The sequence below is a fragment of the Pseudomonas putida genome (assembly GCF_005080685.1).
GTDB lineage: Bacteria > Pseudomonadota > Gammaproteobacteria > Pseudomonadales > Pseudomonadaceae > Aquipseudomonas > Aquipseudomonas putida_V.
Map to the genome: position 1 here is coordinate 2,722,089 of NZ_CP039371.1, position 16,674 is coordinate 2,738,762.

General features: G+C 64.5%; 14 protein-coding genes and 1 pseudogene. 6 read left to right on the forward strand and 9 right to left on the reverse strand.

All coding sequences use genetic code 11. The features are described from left to right. Nucleotides 1–4 precede the first annotated feature (4 nt). Entirely contained in the window at nucleotides 5–961 is a 957-nt protein-coding gene (locus E6B08_RS12525; RefSeq protein ID WP_136914296.1) for a 3-hydroxybutyryl-CoA dehydrogenase, read from the forward strand. Here the strand turns inward: E6B08_RS12525 and E6B08_RS31485 are convergent. From E6B08_RS31485 to E6B08_RS12575, 9 genes and pseudogenes are all read right to left on the reverse strand, one after another. Then, nucleotides 951–1,706, reverse strand: a complete 756-nt coding sequence (locus E6B08_RS31485; protein ID WP_416194399.1) for a methyl-accepting chemotaxis protein — start codon at nucleotides 1,704–1,706, stop codon at nucleotides 951–953. The two genes, E6B08_RS12525 and E6B08_RS31485, sit on opposite strands and share 11 nt — an antisense overlap. Before the next feature lie 102 nt (nucleotides 1,707–1,808). Further along, nucleotides 1,809–2,795: pseudogene (locus E6B08_RS31490) on the reverse strand (HAMP domain-containing protein); the annotation flags it as partial. 482 nt (nucleotides 2,796–3,277) lie between these two features. Next, nucleotides 3,278–4,891 (reverse strand): ABC-F family ATP-binding cassette domain-containing protein, encoded by a 1,614-nt coding sequence (locus tag E6B08_RS12535; protein WP_136914297.1) that lies wholly within the window; start codon nucleotides 4,889–4,891, stop codon nucleotides 3,278–3,280. 304 nt (nucleotides 4,892–5,195) lie between these two features. Next, nucleotides 5,196–6,497, reverse strand: coding sequence for an MFS transporter (locus E6B08_RS12540; RefSeq protein ID WP_238349329.1), 1,302 nt, complete (start codon nucleotides 6,495–6,497; stop codon nucleotides 5,196–5,198). A 22-nt stretch (nucleotides 6,498–6,519) separates the two neighbouring features. Beyond that, the gene (locus E6B08_RS12545; RefSeq protein WP_136914298.1) at nucleotides 6,520–7,764 is read right to left on the reverse strand and encodes an OprD family porin; all 1,245 of its coding nucleotides are present in this window, start codon (nucleotides 7,762–7,764) and stop codon (nucleotides 6,520–6,522) included. A 110-nt stretch (nucleotides 7,765–7,874) separates the two neighbouring features. Continuing rightward, nucleotides 7,875–8,834 (reverse strand): PDR/VanB family oxidoreductase, encoded by a 960-nt coding sequence (locus tag E6B08_RS12550; protein WP_136914299.1) that lies wholly within the window; start codon nucleotides 8,832–8,834, stop codon nucleotides 7,875–7,877. 10 nt (nucleotides 8,835–8,844) lie between these two features. After that, nucleotides 8,845–9,321, reverse strand: coding sequence for an aromatic-ring-hydroxylating dioxygenase subunit beta (locus E6B08_RS12555; protein WP_136917390.1), 477 nt, complete (start codon nucleotides 9,319–9,321; stop codon nucleotides 8,845–8,847). After that, nucleotides 9,321–10,604 (reverse strand): aromatic ring-hydroxylating oxygenase subunit alpha, encoded by a 1,284-nt coding sequence (locus E6B08_RS12560; protein ID WP_136914300.1) that lies wholly within the window; start codon nucleotides 10,602–10,604, stop codon nucleotides 9,321–9,323. Before E6B08_RS12560 ends, E6B08_RS12555 begins: the two co-directional genes overlap by 1 nt. A 518-nt stretch (nucleotides 10,605–11,122) precedes the next feature. Continuing rightward, a complete protein-coding gene (locus tag E6B08_RS12575; protein WP_136914301.1) occupies nucleotides 11,123–12,046 on the reverse strand; it encodes a LysR family transcriptional regulator in 924 nt (307 codons plus the stop codon). Between the two features lie 531 nt (nucleotides 12,047–12,577). On the opposite strand from E6B08_RS12575, the gene iacA reads away from it, so the two are divergent. The 5 genes from iacA to E6B08_RS12600 are packed head-to-tail and all read left to right on the forward strand — an operon-like array spanning nucleotide 12,578 to nucleotide 16,655. Further along, nucleotides 12,578–13,747, forward strand: a complete 1,170-nt coding sequence (iacA, locus tag E6B08_RS12580) for an indole-3-acetate monooxygenase (RefSeq protein ID WP_136914302.1) — start codon at nucleotides 12,578–12,580, stop codon at nucleotides 13,745–13,747. Between the two features lie 18 nt (nucleotides 13,748–13,765). Next, complete coding sequence (locus tag E6B08_RS12585) at nucleotides 13,766–14,128, forward strand: IacB protein (protein WP_136914303.1); 363 nt, start codon at nucleotides 13,766–13,768, stop codon at nucleotides 14,126–14,128. A gap of 16 nt (nucleotides 14,129–14,144) precedes the next feature. Further along, nucleotides 14,145–15,428 (forward strand): aromatic ring-hydroxylating oxygenase subunit alpha, encoded by a 1,284-nt coding sequence (locus E6B08_RS12590; RefSeq protein ID WP_136914304.1) that lies wholly within the window; start codon nucleotides 14,145–14,147, stop codon nucleotides 15,426–15,428. Further along, nucleotides 15,428–15,904, forward strand: a complete 477-nt coding sequence (locus E6B08_RS12595) for an aromatic-ring-hydroxylating dioxygenase subunit beta (protein WP_136917391.1) — start codon at nucleotides 15,428–15,430, stop codon at nucleotides 15,902–15,904. The genes E6B08_RS12590 and E6B08_RS12595 overlap by 1 nt, the downstream gene beginning before the upstream one ends. A gap of 10 nt (nucleotides 15,905–15,914) precedes the next feature. Beyond that, complete coding sequence (locus tag E6B08_RS12600) at nucleotides 15,915–16,655, forward strand: SDR family NAD(P)-dependent oxidoreductase (RefSeq protein WP_136914305.1); 741 nt, start codon at nucleotides 15,915–15,917, stop codon at nucleotides 16,653–16,655. Nucleotides 16,656–16,674: the final 19 nt, after the last annotated feature.

Here is a 16,674-nt window from a genome sequence, read left to right on the forward strand (position 1 = left end):
GCGCATGGGCGAGGGCATCGCCCTGGCCTTTGCCCAGGCGGGCGTGCAGGTCAGCCTGATCGACCTCAAGCCGCGTGAGCCCGAAGCCCAGGCCGATTACTTCGCCGCAACAAGGCGCAACCTGGAAGCCGAAGCCGGCAACCTGGTCGCCCTCGGGCTGATCGGGGCGCATCGGGTTGCCCCGCTGCTGTCGCGTATCGGTCTGCTGCCGCTGGAGGAGGGCGGGCAGGCGCTGGAGGGATGCCGACTGGTGTTCGAGGCCGTGCCGGAAGTGCTGGCGGCCAAGCGCGAGGCGTTCGCCTGGATCGACCGACACGTATCTGCGCAAGCGATCATCGCCTCGACCACCTCGACTTTCCTGGTCACCGAGCTGGCAGCCATGGTCAGCGCGCCGCAGCGCTTGGTCAACGCCCACTGGCTGAACCCTGCCCACCTGATGCCGTTGGTGGAGCTCTCGCGCAGCGAGCGTACCAGCGATGCGGTGGTCGGCGAGCTGCTGCAGACCTTGCGCGCCATCGGCAAAGTGCCAGTGGTGTGCAACGCGAGGCCAGGCTTCATCGTGCCGCGCCTGCAGGCTTTGGTGATGAACGAGGCGGCGCGCATGGTCGAGGAAGGCGTCGCCAGTGCCGAGCAGATCGACCTGGCGGTGCGCACCGGGTTCGGCCTGCGCTTTTCGGTACTGGGCCTGCTGGAGTTCATCGACTGGGGCGGCGGCGACATCCTCCACCATGCCTCGGCGTACCTCAGCCAACACCTCGGCGAGCGTTACCAGGCGCCGCAGTCGGTGCGCGACAACATGGCGACAGGGCGCAACGGCCTGCGTGACGGCGTGGGTTTCTACGACTACCAGGCCATGGATGTGCAGGCCTACCGCCAGACGCGCCTGGCGGCCCTGGTGAGGCAGTTGCACAACACAGGCCTGGCCCCGCGCTTCGACGGGGGCGAGCCGCTCAGGCCTTGAAACGCTGGATCAAGCCCTGCTGTCGTACGGCCAGGCCATTGAGCTGCTGGCTGATGGCCGACGACTGCTCGGCCTCGCCGGACAGCGTGGTGACGACGTTGCGCACCGCCTCGACGTTGCGGTTGATCTCCTCGGCTACGCTGCTCTGCTCCTCGGCGGCACAGGCGATCTGCACGTTCATGTCGGTGATGATGGCAACCGCCTGGCGGATCTCTGCCAGCACCGCCAGTGCCTGCTGGGTCTGCTCGACGTTGTGGTGAGCCTGGCTGTTGCTGTGCTGCATGGCAGCGGTGACATCGCGGGTGCCTTCGCGCAGGTTGGCGATGACCAGGCCGATTTCCTCGACCGACGCCTGGGTGCGCTGGGCCAGCCCACGCACTTCGTCGGCTACCACCGCGAAGCCGCGCCCGGCATCGCCGGCGCGTGCTGCCTCGATCGCGGCGTTGAGCGCCAGCAGGTTGGTCTGGCGGGCAATGGCGAGGATCACGTCGAGCACCGAGCCGATCTGTTCGCTGCTGGCTGTCAGCGCCTGCAAGCGCTGCATGGCGTCGCTCATGCCGCTGGCCAGCTCGCGGATGCCCTGGGTGGAGCGCTCGATCACCTGCACGCCGTTACCCGTGGCGCTTTCGGCGTGGCGTGCGGCATCGGCCGCCTGGGCTGCGCTGTGCGCCGCGGTCTGGGCGGTGGCGGACATCTCGTGCAAGGCCGTGGCCATCTGCTCGATTTCTCCCACCTGCTGCTGCATGCCCTGGCTGGTACGGCTGGCGATGCGTTGTGACTGGTCGGCGGAATGCTGAGTATCGTGCACGGCCTGTTGCACCTGGGCGATCACCGGCTGCAAGCGATCCAGGAAACGGTCGAAGGCGGCGCTCAGGCGCCCCAGCTCGTCGCGGCGCGGGTAGGCCAGGCGGCGGGTGAGGTCGCCGTCGCCATCGGCGATTTCATCGAGCAGCGCGGCTACGCGCTGGATCGGCCGGGTCACGCTGCGTGCGACCCAGGCCATCATGGCGATGCCGGCCACTGCCAGGAGCAGCCCCAGGCCCACTTCCATGGCCAGGCTGCGCACCTGCTGCGCTTGCATCTGCTGCTGCATGCGCAGCACGGGCGCTTCGAGCACTTGCCTTGGCACCGATACCTGGATGTTCCAGGGCTTGGCGTCGGCAATCGGCTGGATCGGCACCTGCACATCGAGCTGCGCCGCATCCGCGGTAGCTTGTTCGCCGGCGGCCTTGCCCAGGCGCTGTGGGTGGGCGCTGTCGGCTGCCACCACACCCGATGCGCTGATGATCGACAGCGCGCCCTGGCCGTCGTAGAGCGAGGCGCTCGCTGCCTTGGCGTTGTCCTGCAGCGCTTCCAGGCCGATGTCCAGGCCCAGCACTCCGATCACCTTGCCGTCGACGATCAGCGGCACGGTCACGCTGGTGACCAGGTGCGGCGTGCCGCTGGAGTCGTCCAGGTAGGGCTCCAGCACGCAGGGGCGGGCACTCTGGCGCGAGCAGGTGAAGAAGGCATTGAACGGCGCGCCGGTGGGGCCCGGGGTGTCGTTGGCCAGTAGCGCCTCGTTGCCTGGCACGGCCTGCAACTGGCCAGGTTGCGGTTGCAGCCAGTACAGGGTGAAGCGGCCGCTGTCGTTGCTGCCCAGGTCCGGCTGGTCGATGAACGCTGCGTCGCGCCCGTCCAGGGCATTGCGGTCGAAGGCGACGAACAGGCCGAGCAGATCGTCGCGCTCGCCGATCGCATCGCGCAGAACTTGGGTGAGGGTCTGGCGCAGTGCTCGCGGTGAGGCTGAATCGGTGCCGGCCTGTGTGCGCAGATGCAGCACCTGCCGGGCCATGCCTTGGGCGAACTCGAAGGCCTGGCCGAAGCGTTGCTGGATATGCAACGCCTGCGCCTGGCCCTCGGCCTGAAGGTTGTCCCGGGCGGCTGCGCGCAGCAGTTCGCTGGAGCTGTCGAGCAGGGTTTGCGCATCGCTGCGGCGCTGTTCCAGCGACAGGCCTGCGAGCAGGCCGACGACCGCTACCAGGCAGGCGCTGGCCAGCAGGATGATCTTGTTCTGAATGCTCAATGCCGAGGTTCCTCTTCTTGTTCTGTCAGCGCCGGGCTGGGTTTGCGAAGGCTACCGGGGCGTTGCGGCAAACCCCATCACCCAGCGCGCTTTTGGCAGCCGGGCACAAGTGTTTGGCACGCTTGGGCAATTTTGTGGGGGCGGGAAGGGCTCGCCGGGAGAGGTGCGGCGCCGCAGATATCGAGCGCCGCCCGCGCGGCGCATCCCAGGCAAGCCCCCCATTCGCGATGCCCATCGGTACCGCTCTTACGTCACCACGATTCCATCCGCCAGCCTTGTTCGGTCGCTATCAAGCGATCCGTCAAGCCAAGGCTATTCATGAATGCATCATCGTGCGACACCACCATCAAAGCACCTCGATAGCCGCGCAGCATGGCCTCCAACGCCTGAACCGAGGGCAGGTCCAGGTGGTTGCTGGGCTCGTCCAGCAATAGCAGTTGCGCCGGTGGATCTGCATAGAGCACACATGCCAGCGCCGCTTTCAGGCGCTCCCCACCACTGAGCGAACCGCTAGGCGCAGTGACTTTCTGGGCATCCAGGCCGAGCTGCGCGAGGCGCATGCGCAGTTCGCCTTCGGTCGCAATGCGGTTGGCTGCCAGCATCTGTTCCAATACTGTACGCTGCGGCTCCAGACTGGCCAGCCGTTGGTCCAGATACATGCCCTCGACTGAAATCTTGCATATCCCGGACAAGGGCTGAAGTTGGTGGGCGAGCACTTTGAGCAAGGTGGACTTGCCGCAGCCGTTGGGCCCGACGACACCTACACGCTGCTGCCCGGCCAGCATCAAGCTGACGCAGCGCGTGGCAGCAGGAACAAAGGGCAGTTTCACGTCTTCCAGTTCCGCGACTCGCCGCTGCGAAGGCGCGGCGACCGGCAGAGAGTGCACCACGATCGCCAAATCTTCTTCAACCTGTTGCGCGGCCTCGCGCACGCGCCGGGCGAGTTGTTCCCGAGTTGCCGTTTGCTGTTGGCGCAACTTTCCCGCCGAACTCTCGCTGCGCTCCTTCTGGCGGTCCAGCAGGATCTTGGCTTGGTTGGCTTCGTGCCCCTGCCGATTGCCGCGGGCCTGCCGCCGTTCCTGGCGCTCGCGCTGCTCGCGCAGGGATTGTTCTTCGCGTTGGCGTTCGAGCTTGCGCTGTTCGAGTTGCTGGATGGCGTTCTGCCGCTCCTGCTCCTTGCACTGCGCGTAGAAGGTGTAATTGCCGCCATAGCTGCGCAGTCCTAGAGACGACAATTCCACGATCCGCGCCATTGTCTCCAGCAATTGCCGGTCGTGGCTAACCACCAGGAGCCCACGCGGCCAACTCTGCAACTGCTCGATCAACATCTGACGGTTGAATCGGTCGAGATGATTGCTGGGTTCGTCCAAAACGAGGAAATCGGCACCCGACAAGAAGGCGCCGGTCAGCGTGACGCGCATGGCCTCGCCACCACTGAGTGCGCTGGCAGGCGTGGAAGCATCAAGATAGCCCAGGCCATAGCGTTCCAGTTCGTGCTGCAGGCGCAGGCGCACATCCCAACGGTCGCCCACGGCATCGAAATCCTCTGCCTCACTGCTGCCCGCCTCGATGCGCTCAAGCGCATCGAGTGTGGCCTGCACTCCAGCTAGGCCTGCAACGGTGACACTCGCCGGAAGCGATACCTGCTGGGCCAGGTAATGCACGCCGCCCGAGCGCACACAGCGCCCAGCCGTCGACTGCACCTGTCCCGCCAGCAGGCGCGCCAGCACTGTCTTGCCGATGCCATTGCGCCCGACCAGACCGGTGGGACGCTGGTCAAACTGTTCGTTGAGTTCGCACAAGAGCGTCCTGCCGTCCGGCAGAACATAAGAAACGCTTTCCAGCGCAAGATAGGGACTCGTCATGTGTCATTTCCAAGGATGCCAAGAACTCCCCCTGCTCTTGGGGGTAGGTGGAGACTGGCCGTCGTGAAGACGGCGGCATCAATGGCGCATGGCGAATACCTCGGTGATGTGTGGTTGCCGCACAATGTTAAAAGCATCTGCGACAGAGCGCAAAGGTAGACACAGACTCGCGTGCCCAAGGGAGCAGCTTACGCAGCGCCTGTGCCTGAAGAGCAGGATTACTCCGGGCTGGAGTCATCGTCAAACAAAAAAGCCCAGACCCTCCCCGCACGGAAAGGCCCAGGCAAAAACCAATGAAGCGGGGTTACAGCGGCTTGGACTGCGGCTTGATGGACAATACCGCCAGGGTGGTGATCGCGCCCATCACCACGAGCATCACCGACACCGGCCAGGCGTCCTTGTACAGGCTGAACAGCGCCGTGGCCGCCAGCGGCGCCAGTCCGCCCGAGAAGATCGAGGCGATCTCGTGCCCCATGGCCAGGCCCGAGTAGCGCACCTTGGGCGGGAATAGCTCACCCATCAGCGCCGGCTGGGTGCCGATCATCGCGCCATGGCAGAACGCCATGCCCAGCACCGCCGCAAGGTACACCCACACCGGCGAATGGGTATCGAGCATCCAGAAGAACGGGAACGCCAGTATCATCAGCCCCACCGAGCCGATGGCGTACACCACGCGGCGGCCGATGATGTCCGACAGCCAGCCCCAGAACACGATGGTGCCGGCCTCGACGATCATCGCCACCATGACGGCCGCCAGGACAAGCTGGGTATCGAGGCCGGTGAACTTGGCGTAGGCGATGGTGAAGGCCAGGAACAGATAGGCGCTGCCGTTTTCGGCGATGCGGATGCCCATCGCTTGCAGCACCGCCTTGGGATGGTTGCGCAGCACTTCCATGGCCGGCATGTGCTCGGGCTTGTCCTGTTGCGCCTGTTCCTCGACGAACTCCTTGCTCTCGGGCAGGCGCCGGCGGATGTACACGCCAACGCCGAAGATCAGGATGCTGGCCAGGAAGGGCACGCGCCAGCCCCAACTCATCATGTCTTCATGGGGCAGCATCTGCACCAGGTAGAACGCCGCCGCCGACAATACGAAGCCGCCAGAGACGCCCAGCTGGCTCCAGGCCGCATAGAAACCGACACGGTCCTTGGGCGCGTTCTCGCTGAGCAGCAGCACACCGCCGCCCCATTCGCCGCCCGAGGCCACGCCCTGCAGGACACGCAAAATCACCAGGCAGGCGGGGGCCAGGTAGCCGGCCTGTTCGAAGGTCGGCAGCAGGCCCATGGCGAAGGTGGCTGCGCCCATGATCGCCAGGGTCATCACCAGGGCTTTCTTGCGTCCAGCCTTGTCGCCGATGTGGCCGAAGATCAGGCCGCCCAGCGGACGCGCCAGGAAACCTACGGCAAAGCCTGCGAACGAGGCCATGGTACCGAGCACCGGGTCGGTACCGGCGGGGAAGAACAGCGGAGCGAAGATCAGCGCCGCCGCGGTGCCGTAGAGGAAGAAGTCGTACCATTCCAGGGCGTTGCCCAGCACCGAGGCAATGACGATGCGACGCATGGTGCGAGGGTCGGTATCACGGGTGATGCTGGTGTTCAGATTGCTCATGAGCCATCTCCATGCAGGCCGGTCACCAGAACTTCCAGGTATAGGAAGTGATCAGGCGATATTCGTTGTAGTCGTTGCCGTACTTCTGCTGGGTACGCATGTTCTTCAGGTCGAACGACAGGTCTTTTAGCGGGCCGCTTTGCACCACGTAGCTGAGCATGATGTCACGTTCGCTTTCCTGGTCGCGCGAAAGGCCTGCGCCGCGGTCGATGTCGGTGCCTTTGATGTAGCGGGTGAACAGCTTCAGCCCCGGCAGGCCCATGGCGGCGAAGTTGTAGCCATAGCGTACCGACCAGCTGCGCTCGTCCGGGCGTATGAAGGGCAACCCGGCCCAGTTCGGCAGCCACAGTTGCGGCACGTAGCCGTTGAGCGTCGGGAACACGGTGTCGCCGGTCATGCGCTGGTAGCTGGCGCCGATCATGTGGCCGCTCTTTTCCAAGGTGACCAGGCCGAAGTAGGCGCGATTGTCCACCGCGCCACTGCGCGCGGCGCCGTCCTCGCGGTTGTTGAAATAGCCGACGTCGGTCTTGAGCTGGTAGCCGTCGGCGAACCGCAGGGTATGCTTGATGCCGCCGTAGTCCTGCTTGTAGATATCGTTGAGCACGCCGTGGAAGTAGCTGCCTTGCAGGTCCGGGGTCAACGCATAGGTGGCGCCGACGAAGTCCAGGCCATCGCTGTCCTGGCTGTCCGTGGTGCCGTAGCGGTACAGGCGTTCATGATTGGACGACTCGCGGGTGACGATCGACCAGAAGCGTCCACCTACCAGGGTCAGGTTGTCGATATCGCGCGACTCGAATACCGCGCCTTGGTAGATGGTGTCGAGCTGGCGGCTGGGGTCGTTGGACGCCACGGGGTAGAACGGCTTCTGGTCACCGATCTTGACCACGGTCTTGGCGTATTTCAGCTTCAGCGTGGCACCGCCCCGGCTGTAGTCGTCGGCGGCCTGCTGGCGATGGCGGCTGAACGGCAGCGAACCATCGTTGCCGGTGGAGTCCAGGCGCAAGGCATACTGGCCATTGATGTCGAGGCCGACGGCCAGGGGCGTGTCGGTATAACCGGACTCGAACTGCAGGTCGAAGCCCTGCGACCAGTTGCCGACCTTGGAGGTCGGGGCGCTGGAGTTGGTGAAGTTGCGGTTCAGGTAGAGGTTTCTGAAATTGAGCGAGAGGTGGCTGTCATCCACCACCTCGGCCAGGCTGGTCAGGGGTATTACGGTGCCTAGGCACAGGCACAACGATTTCGCACGCAACGGCCATTTGGGTTCCATGGGGTAATCCTGGAAGTGTGATCAGTACGAGGTCCGGGCAGTCGAAAAACTGGGCAGGGGAGGTCTGCAGGTCTGGGCCCGCTTGTCTGTCACGTATTGTTTTTGTTGTTTTAGATATCCAGCACCAGGCGCTTTCCACGCGCCCGGGAACAGCACAGTACGATCTGTTCGTTGCTCTGTTTCTCCTCATCGGTCAGGTATTGGTCACGGTGATCGGGTTGGCCTTCGAGCACATCGCACAGGCAGGTGCCGCACACACCTTGCTCGCACGACACCTCGACCTTGATGCCGACCTCGCGCAGCGCGGCGATCAGCGTCTGGCCCTGTTGCACCTGCACGGTCTTGCCGCTGCGTGCGGCGACCACCTCGAAACTGTCGCCCGAGGTGTCGACCTCGGCCTGGAAGTATTCGTGGTGGATGTGCCGGTCGTCGTAGCCTTGCTGGCGGGCACTTTCGATCACCCAGTCCATGAAGCCCGTGGGGCCGCAGGTATACAGGTGCACGCCCGGAGTACCTGGGCCCAGCACACGGGCGAGGTCCAGTTGCTGGTCGCAGCCTTCGTCACTGAAATGGGTGAACACGCTGGCGGCGAAGGGCGCTGCCAGCAGTTCGTCGACGAAGGCGCAGCGGCTGCGCGAGCGGGCCCGGTAATGCAGCTCGAAGGGCTCGCCCTTGGCGTGCAGGGCGTGGGCCATGGCGATCATCGGGGTGATGCCGATGCCGCCGCCGAGCAGGATCGAGCGTTTGGCATCGCTCACCAGCGCAAACAGGTTACGTGGCGCGCTGATGCGCATCGGCGTGCCGGGTTGCAGGTGTTCATGCACCGCCAGCGAGCCGCCGCGCGATTGTTGGTCCTTGAGTACGCCCAGGCGGTAGACATTGCTGCGCGCCGGGTCGCCGCACAGCGAGTACTGGCGCACCAGGTCAGGGCCCAGGTGCAGGTCGACGTGGGCACCTGCTGCAAAGCGCGGCAGTGCCTGGCCGTCGACCGCCGCCAGTTCGAGGACGACGACATCGCCGCCTTGTACCTCGCGGGCCTGGACGAATACGTCGAGCAATTGGTCGCTCATCATCGTGGCCCTAGAGGATATAGCCGATGCCGGCGAGGGCATCGTCGCTGTTGATCAGGCTGATCACCTTGCGGTGGATCTTGAAACCGCCCTCGGCGCGCACCAGGGTGTAGACCAGGTCGGCGCTGTAGTGCTTGAGGCTTTCCTTGCGGAACTCGCGGATGTTCTGCGCGGCGCGCACGGTGACGTTGACGCCGTCGTCGCCGATCACGCGGATGCGCGAAAGGGTGCGCACGGTGCGCGGCTGCGGGCTGGTCGAGATCGACTCGCCACCGATCAGCCGCTGCACGCGCAGGCCGCGCATGTGGTGGTCGTCGTAGGCGTAGTTCAGGGTGTTCTCGTAGTCGCTTTCCTTCGGGTCGATCGGGATGATGTACGTCCCCTTCTCGGTCCACAGGTCGAGCCAGCCGTCGTACTCGCCATGGTCGAGCATGTCGCCTTCCTGCCAGATGAACGCGGTGACTTCATTGAACAGATTCAGGTCCATCATTTGGCCTCCGCGGTCATCATCTTCTTCCACTGCTGGTACGCCGCGCGCATGCCGGTCTCGGCGCTGACGTCGGAGATCAAGCCGTCTGCGCTGGGCTTCTCGCCAGGCAGGCCACGGTTGAGCATGATCCACAGGTTCTCGCCGGCATTGGCGCCTTTCTGCACCCGCTCCCAGGCCTCGGAATCGTCCGGGGTGCCGAAGCCCATCGGGCCCTGGAAGTGTTCGTGCAGGCGCAGGCGGTAGCGGTTGGCCGCAGCCGGGCCGCCGTCCATGGTGATCACCGAGTGGTGGATTTCCGTTTCCGTGACCGAGATCGGCTGCAAGACGCGGAAGAACGCCATCGAGCAGGCGACGTTGGGGAACAGGTTGAGGTTGAAGCCCGAGCCACCGACGGCGCGCACGATGCGCCGCACCTGTTGCTCCTCGATGCCCTCGTCACGCAGTTCGGCGGCAAGGCTTTCGAAACGCTCGGGGATCGGCTTGTCGAGGTCGGCTTCAAGGTCCACCAGCTCGGGGATCATCACCATCACGCTGTGGCCGTTGCCCAGGTCCTCGACGTAGCCGGGGCCCTTGACGAAGTCGAACAGCTCCAGGGTCTGCTCGTCGACCGAGGACAGGAAGCTCTTGTGCACCAGCGGGAAGTGGTAGGCGTCGGTGGTGTTTTCCAGCTGGATCTTCCAGTTGCCGGGGAAGCGGAAGCGGTGCTCGCCGGGGACCTTGATGCCGTAGCCGGCGCCCTGTTTCATGAACAGGTCCATCCACTTCCTGGCGGCGCCGAGGAAGTCTTGCAGCGGCTCGATATCGTCCTTGAAGGTGGCGAAGATCATGCCGGCGTAGCTTTCGGTGCGCAGGCTGACCAGCGGCAGCTCGGCCTTGTCGATGCAGTCGCCGTAGCTTTCCGGGTGCGGGATGCCGCGCAGCGAGCCGTCCAGGGCGTAGCCCCAGCCGTGGTAGGGGCAGACGAAGCTGTTGGTCTTGCCCTTCTTGTGCTCGCAGACCGTGGCGCCACGGTGGCGGCAGCGGTTGAGCAGGACGTTGATGCCCTTTTTGCGATCACGTACCACGATCACTGGCTGCTTGCCGATGTAGGTGGTCTTGTAGCTGCCGGCGTCGGGGATTTCGCTTTCGTGGGCGACCCAGATCCAGGTGCTGTGGAAGATCTTTTCCAGCTCGGCGTCGAACAGCGCCGGGTCGGTGTACAGGGAGGTGTGGACGCGGTCGGCCTGCACCAGCTCGGCCGGGTCGACCGCCAGGTTGACGGCGGGAATCAGGTTGCTCACGGGATTACCTCTGCAAGGCGTTTTCTTATGTGAGCAACGCTAAAGGGCAGGGGGGAGGGGCTCAATGACAGGCGGGAACAATGTCGTTGCGTTTTGTGCAACGAGTGTTCAGCTGCGGTGCCAGGCACAAGGACTGTGGTGTCTGCTTCGCGGGCAAGCCCGCTCCTACAGGGGGATGTGCCGGACCTGGGCGTAGCGGTGATCCTGTGGGAGCGGGCTTGCCCGCGAACACCGGCGAAGCCGGTGCCATACACCGAGGTGTCTGCTTCGCGGGCAAGCCCGCTCCTACAGGGGATGTGCCGGACCTGGGCGTAGCGGTGATCCTGTGGGAGCGGGCTTGCCCGCGAACACCGGCGAAGCCGGTGCCATACACCGAGGTGTCTGCTTTGCGGGCAAGCCCGCTCCTACAGGGGATGTGCCGGACCTGGGCGTAGCGGTGATCCTGTGGGAGCGGGCTTGCCCGCGAATGCGTAGGTCAATTCACCGCAGCATTCGCGGGCGAAGCCGCTGCGGCGGTATCAGGCATTGGCCGCCATGCGCACCGCCTTGGCCATTTCCGTTGCCAGTTCGCGGCTCAGGCCATCCAGGGTGCGCCCGCGTCGCGTGACGATCTGGATGTCGGTGGCGTTCATCGCCTCGCAATCGATCGCCAGCGCCTTGAAGGTGCCGCTCTTGATCTCGTCGATGATCGGCAACTCGGCCAGCAACGTGGCACCAAGCCCCGACCGCACGTAGTCGAGAATCACCGCAAGCGAATTGGAGGTGAGGGTCGGCACGATGTCGAACGGCAAATCCTTGCACGCCGCATCGGCCAATTCGCGCACGCGGAAGTTGGCACCCGGCAACACCAGCGATTCACGCGCCACTTCCGCGAGGCTGACGGTGGAGCGCTGGGCCATGCGGCTGTCACGGTGCACGATCATGCGCAGTGGCTGGGCCAGGCTGAACAGGCGGGTTAGGCGCGCCGTCGCGCTGGGGGCGAACACCACGCCAAGATGAGCCTCGTCGGCCAACACCATACGTTGTACCTCCAGCGACGGCGCGCTGATGATCTCGGCCTTGTGCGCGCCATGGGCATGCAGGAAGCCCTGCAGCGAATTGATCGCCCGCGCGCCGAGCAGACCTTCGCCGATGGCGATGACCGTCGATGCCTGCTGGCGCTGACGCAGTTCGTCGAGGCGGTCGATCAATGCACAGTGCTGGCGCAAGCGTTCGATGTAGTAGTCCACCGCCGCCTCGCCAGCAGCCGTGAGACTGATGCGGTGAGTGCCGGGACGAACCAGCTCGATGTCCAGCTCCTGTTCCAGCCGGGCAATCTGCCGGCTGACCGATGAAGTGGCGACGCCCAGGGCCTCTGCGGCGGCGCGCATCGAACCCTTGTCATGGCTCAGGTGCAGGTAGCGCAGGCGGTGGTCCTGCATGTCGATGTGGCGGGTGGGCATGACCTCGACCTCGGGGTAATCACGGCAGGCATTGGCGTGGTCCCCGCCATCCTGGTGGGGCGCTGGCTGGCTTGTTGTTATCGGCCCTGCGCGGTTGTCGGGCCTTGTCGCATTCCATGCCTCGCCATCCTACACCAGGTTTTTTTGCTTCGAAATCATGTGAAAAGTGCGCTAAAAATTTTTTCGCATATTGGCGTGCGTGGTTAGTTTTTTTGGCCCTGTGTCGCGTGGCGGACCACAGTATAAAAACATAACTAAATCAAGATGATACGAGTTTCTATGCGGAATTTATGGTGAGTGTCTCAGAGTAAAATCTGGATTTTAAGCGTGAAAAGTCAATTGACAATTCACGTAATTGGTCGCAAATTTTGCTCACCGGCACACAAAACAAGAGAGACAGACCATGCCGCCCAGACTCGCCTTTGCCTTCCCGCGTGGCCACTGTTCGCCCCTGGTGAGCCCAGCCATTTCGCGTCCTGCCCTTCAGCTCCTGCATCACTACAAGAACCGCGCCTGAGACGGAGAATGTCCATGGATTCGCTTTGCCTGCGTGCCGCGCCAGCGTCGGCGCTCGCCTCCGGCCCTGCCTTCGAGGCCTTGCTTGACGGTGTTCGTGATCGTGCCCGCTTGGGCGAGTTCGATCGCCAGCGCCACATTTCCCGCGACGTGATCGATGCTTTCAAGGCCCACGGCGTCTATCGCGCCCTGGTGCCAAAACGCTTCGGTGGACTGGAGTGTTCGCCTGCTGCGTTCTGCGAAATGATCGAACGCATTTCCCACGCCGACGGTTCGGCCGGTTGGGTGGCCAGCTTCGGCATGAGCCCGGTGTACCTGGCGGCGTTGCCGCTGGAGACCATCGCCGAGATCTACGGCAACAGCCCCGACACCGTGTTCGCTGGCGGCATCTTCCCGCCCCAAGCAGCCGAGATCGTCAGCGGTGGCTTCAAGATCAACGGGCGCTGGAAATACTCCAGCGGCTCGATGGGCGCCGACATCGTCGGCGTCGGTATCGCCCCGCGCAATGGCGACAAGCTCGACCTGCCACGCCTGGCGGTACTGCCACGCAGTCAGGCGCGCATCGAGGAAACCTGGGACACCGTCGGCCTGCTCGGCACCGGCAGCCACGACCTGGTGGTCGAGGATGTGGTAGTGGGCGAGCAGTGGACCTTCGTGCGCGGCGGCAAGCCGAACCTGGACGAGCCGTTCTTCCGCTATCCCTCGCTGTCGTTCGCGACCCAGGTGCTCTCGGTGGTTGGCTTGGGTATTGCCCGCGCCGCCCTGGACGAGTTGTCCGGCATGGCCAGCGGGCGTATCTCGGTGACTGGCGCTCCGGCCCTGGCTGACCGGCCATTGGCCCAGGTGGATGTGGCCAAGGCCGAGGCTGCGCTGCGTTCGGCCCGTGCCTTCTTCTACGAATCCATCGAGCGGGCCTGGGAGCACGTGTTGGCGGGCGACCCGGTACCGGTCGACGTCACCAACCTGCTGCGCCTGTCCTCGACCCATGCCGCCCGCGTCGCCGCCGAAGTGGCGCGGAGCGCGCAAATGCTCTCGGGCATGACCGGTATCTACAACGAAAGCCCGCTGGCCCGTTGCGTCAACGACGCGCAGGTGGTCACCCAGCACGCCTTCATGGGCGACGTCACCTATCAGAACGCCGGGGCGATGTTCTTCGGTAAACAGCCTCTTCCGGGCTACCTCTAATTTTCAGGGATCTTTGTCATGAGCGATAAGAAAGCCTTGCGCGTGCTGTTCTGCATGGGCATCAACCAGAACTTCTTCGATGCCCCGCGTGAGGAACAGCTGCAGGTGTGGGCCGCCTTCAGCGCCATGTGGAACGGCATCCACGACCTGGCCGGGGTCAGTGTGCTGGGCAACATGGACGACGACCAGAGCATGGTCGGCCCCTCCGACGGCTTCCCGTGGACCACCTACCTGCTGGCCGACGTGCCGGATATCGAGACTGTGCACGCCGCCTGCAACCTGTTCCGCACCACCGCCGTGGGCGAGGGGCCGTACAAGTTGTGGCGCTACGCCAAGGTCGAGGCCCGTGTCGGCCGCGAACTGATCATCCAGCGCGCCTGAAGCAGAGGAATATCCCGTGAGCAACCTGATTCCCGCCGTCAACCTGGCGGTCGACCCGGCCGAGCTGGTGCAGGCCGACCGCGTCCACACCTCCCTGTACACCGACCCGGCGCTGTTCGACGCCGAGCTGGAAAAGATCTTCCACAGCACCTGGATCTGGGTCGCCCACGAAAGCGAAATCCCCGACGCCGGCAGCTACAAAACCACCTACATCGGCAAGCAGCCAGTGATCGTGGTACGTGATCGCAAAAAGGGCATCAACGTCCTGCTCAACCGCTGCCGCCACCGTGGCGCCACGGTCTGCGAGCACAAGAAGGGCAAGACCAACAGCTTCGTCTGCCCCTACCACGGCTGGGGCTACGCCCTGGACGGCTCGCTGCGCGGCATCCCGCACCCGGAAAGCTACGGCGACTGCATCGACAAGGCCGAGCTGCCGCTGGTCAGCCTGCGCACCGAAAGCTACGCCGGCATGATCTTCGCCACCTTCAAGGACGATATCGAGCCGCTGCAAGACTTCCTCGGCGCCGCCAGGAAGTGGATGGACCTGTTCATGAAACAGGGCGCCGGCTACGGCATCAAGGTCCCCGGCGAGCACCGCTTCCGCTTCCCCGGCAACTGGAAGATCCAGCTGGAAAACACCACCGACGCCTACCACTTCCCGCTGGTGCACAAGAGCTTCCTGTCCTCGGTCGACGAGCAGACCCTGGAGCTGTTCGACTTCGTCAAGGGCCCCGGCTACGTCGAGGACCTGGGCAACGGTCACAGCGTGATGGTGATGATCCCCGAGCTGGTGGACCTTGAAGCCGACCTCGACAAGCCGATCCCCGAGCGTTTCGAAAGCCTTGCCGCCGAACTGCGTGACGAGGGCATCGAGGAGCAGCAGGTGCGCCGTATCGTGCGCGCCGTCGGTGGCTCGGGCTTCAACCTCAACCTGTTCCCCAACGTCGCCTGCTCGATGGCGTTCTTCCGCGTCTTGCAGCCGATCTCGGTCACGGAAACGGAAATCCACCACTCGGTGATCACCATGGACGGCGGCCCGGCTGCGGCCAACCGCTACCGCCTGCGCCTGCACGAACACTTCCAGGGCCCGATGGGCTTCGGCACGCCGGACGATTCCGAGGCCTGGGAGCGGGTGCAGAAAGGCGCAAACGCTGGCGAGAACCTGTGGATCATGCTCAACCGCGGCCTGCCGGGCGAGAAGCCCAGCGAAGATGGCCTGGTCTCCGACGTCAGTGCCGAAACCGGCATGCGGGCGGCGTACCAGCAGTGGAAGAAGATGATGACGGCGGAGGCCAAATGATGAACCTGCAATTGCTCAATGAAGTCACCGCGTTCATCTGGCAGGAAGGCGACATGCTCGACCACGGTGAATACGACACCTGGCTGAGTCTGTGGACCGAGAAAGGGACCTATATCATCCCGATCAACCCGAAAGAGACCGACTACGAGAACACCCTGAACTACGCCTACGACGACCACCACATGCGTGGCCTGCGCGTGCAGCGGCTGGTCGGTGGCGAGTCGATTTCCACCAGCCCGCAACCACGCACCGTGCGCACGATCTCGCGCTTTCGGGTGCTGGCCGACGACGGTGTCAACGTCACCGTGCGTGCCGCGCAGAACATCCGCGAGTTCCGCAAGGAGAGCCTCAAGCACTACAGCGCCGACCTGACCTACACCCTGGTGCGGGCACAGGGCAGCTTCAAGATCCACCGCAAGGTGATCAGCCTGATCAACAGCGACGATGCCCTCGCCGGCATCGGCTACATCCTCTGAGGAACTGGCCATGAACCAAGTCGCATTGGTAACCGGCGCCGGACAGGGGCTGGGGCAACGTTTCTGCTCGCGGCTGCTGGCCGCAGGCTTCGACGTGGTGGTCTCGGACCGTGACCTGAACCTGGCCCAGGCCGCTGCCGAGCAGCTGCAAGGGCAGGGTGGCCGGGTGTTGGCGGTCAAGCTCGACGTCGGCAACAAGGCTGATTTCGAGGGCGCCCTGGCCCAGACGCTGGAGCACTTCGGTGCGCTGCACGTGGTGGTCAACAACGCAGCGGTAACCAAGACCACGCCGCTGATGCAGATCAGCCCGGAAGAGTTCGACGCCGTGGTCGGCCTCAACCTGCGCAGCGTGTTCCTCGGCTGCCAGGTGCTGGGTGCGCACCTGGCCGAGGCCGGCTACGGGCGGATCATCAACATGGCCTCGCTGGCCGGGCAGAACGGCGGCACCGCCACCGGCGCGCACTATGCGGCGAGCAAGGGCGCCATCGTCACCCTGACCAAGATTTTCGCCAAGGAGTTCGCCGCACGTGGGGTCACGGTCAACGCCATTGCCCCAGGGCCGATCGACTCGCCGGCCGTGCATGCTGCCGTGCCAGCCGAGCGGCTTGAGGGGCTACTGGCGAACATCCCGGTGCAGCGCCTGGGCGATGCCGATTTCCTCGGCGACCTGATCGTGCAACTGGCACGGCCCGACGCGTACTTCACCACCGGGGCGACCTGGGACGTGAACGGCGGCCTGTTCATGCGTTGAATTTTCTGGGGCGCCAGGC

Bases quoted from the DNA above. Each gene is read 5' to 3' on its own strand.
- E6B08_RS12525 (WP_136914296.1), top strand. From the start codon at position 5: ATGGGCGAGGGCATCGCCCTGGCCTTTGCCCAGGCGGGCGTGCAGGTC.
- E6B08_RS31485 (WP_416194399.1), bottom strand. From the start codon at position 1,706: ATGCAGCAGCAGGTGGGAGAAATCGAGCAGATGGCCACGGCCTTGCAC.
- E6B08_RS12535 (WP_136914297.1), bottom strand. From the start codon at position 4,891: ATGACGAGTCCCTATCTTGCGCTGGAAAGCGTTTCTTATGTTCTGCCG.
- E6B08_RS12540 (WP_238349329.1), bottom strand. From the start codon at position 6,497: ATGAGCAATCTGAACACCAGCATCACCCGTGATACCGACCCTCGCACC.
- E6B08_RS12545 (WP_136914298.1), bottom strand. From the start codon at position 7,764: ATGGAACCCAAATGGCCGTTGCGTGCGAAATCGTTGTGCCTGTGCCTA.
- E6B08_RS12550 (WP_136914299.1), bottom strand. From the start codon at position 8,834: ATGAGCGACCAATTGCTCGACGTATTCGTCCAGGCCCGCGAGGTACAA.
- E6B08_RS12555 (WP_136917390.1), bottom strand. From the start codon at position 9,321: ATGGACCTGAATCTGTTCAATGAAGTCACCGCGTTCATCTGGCAGGAA.
- E6B08_RS12575 (WP_136914301.1), bottom strand. From the start codon at position 12,046: ATGCCCACCCGCCACATCGACATGCAGGACCACCGCCTGCGCTACCTG.
- iacA (WP_136914302.1), top strand. From the start codon at position 12,578: ATGGATTCGCTTTGCCTGCGTGCCGCGCCAGCGTCGGCGCTCGCCTCC.
- E6B08_RS12585 (WP_136914303.1), top strand. From the start codon at position 13,766: ATGAGCGATAAGAAAGCCTTGCGCGTGCTGTTCTGCATGGGCATCAAC.
- E6B08_RS12595 (WP_136917391.1), top strand. From the start codon at position 15,428: ATGAACCTGCAATTGCTCAATGAAGTCACCGCGTTCATCTGGCAGGAA.
- E6B08_RS12600 (WP_136914305.1), top strand. From the start codon at position 15,915: ATGAACCAAGTCGCATTGGTAACCGGCGCCGGACAGGGGCTGGGGCAA.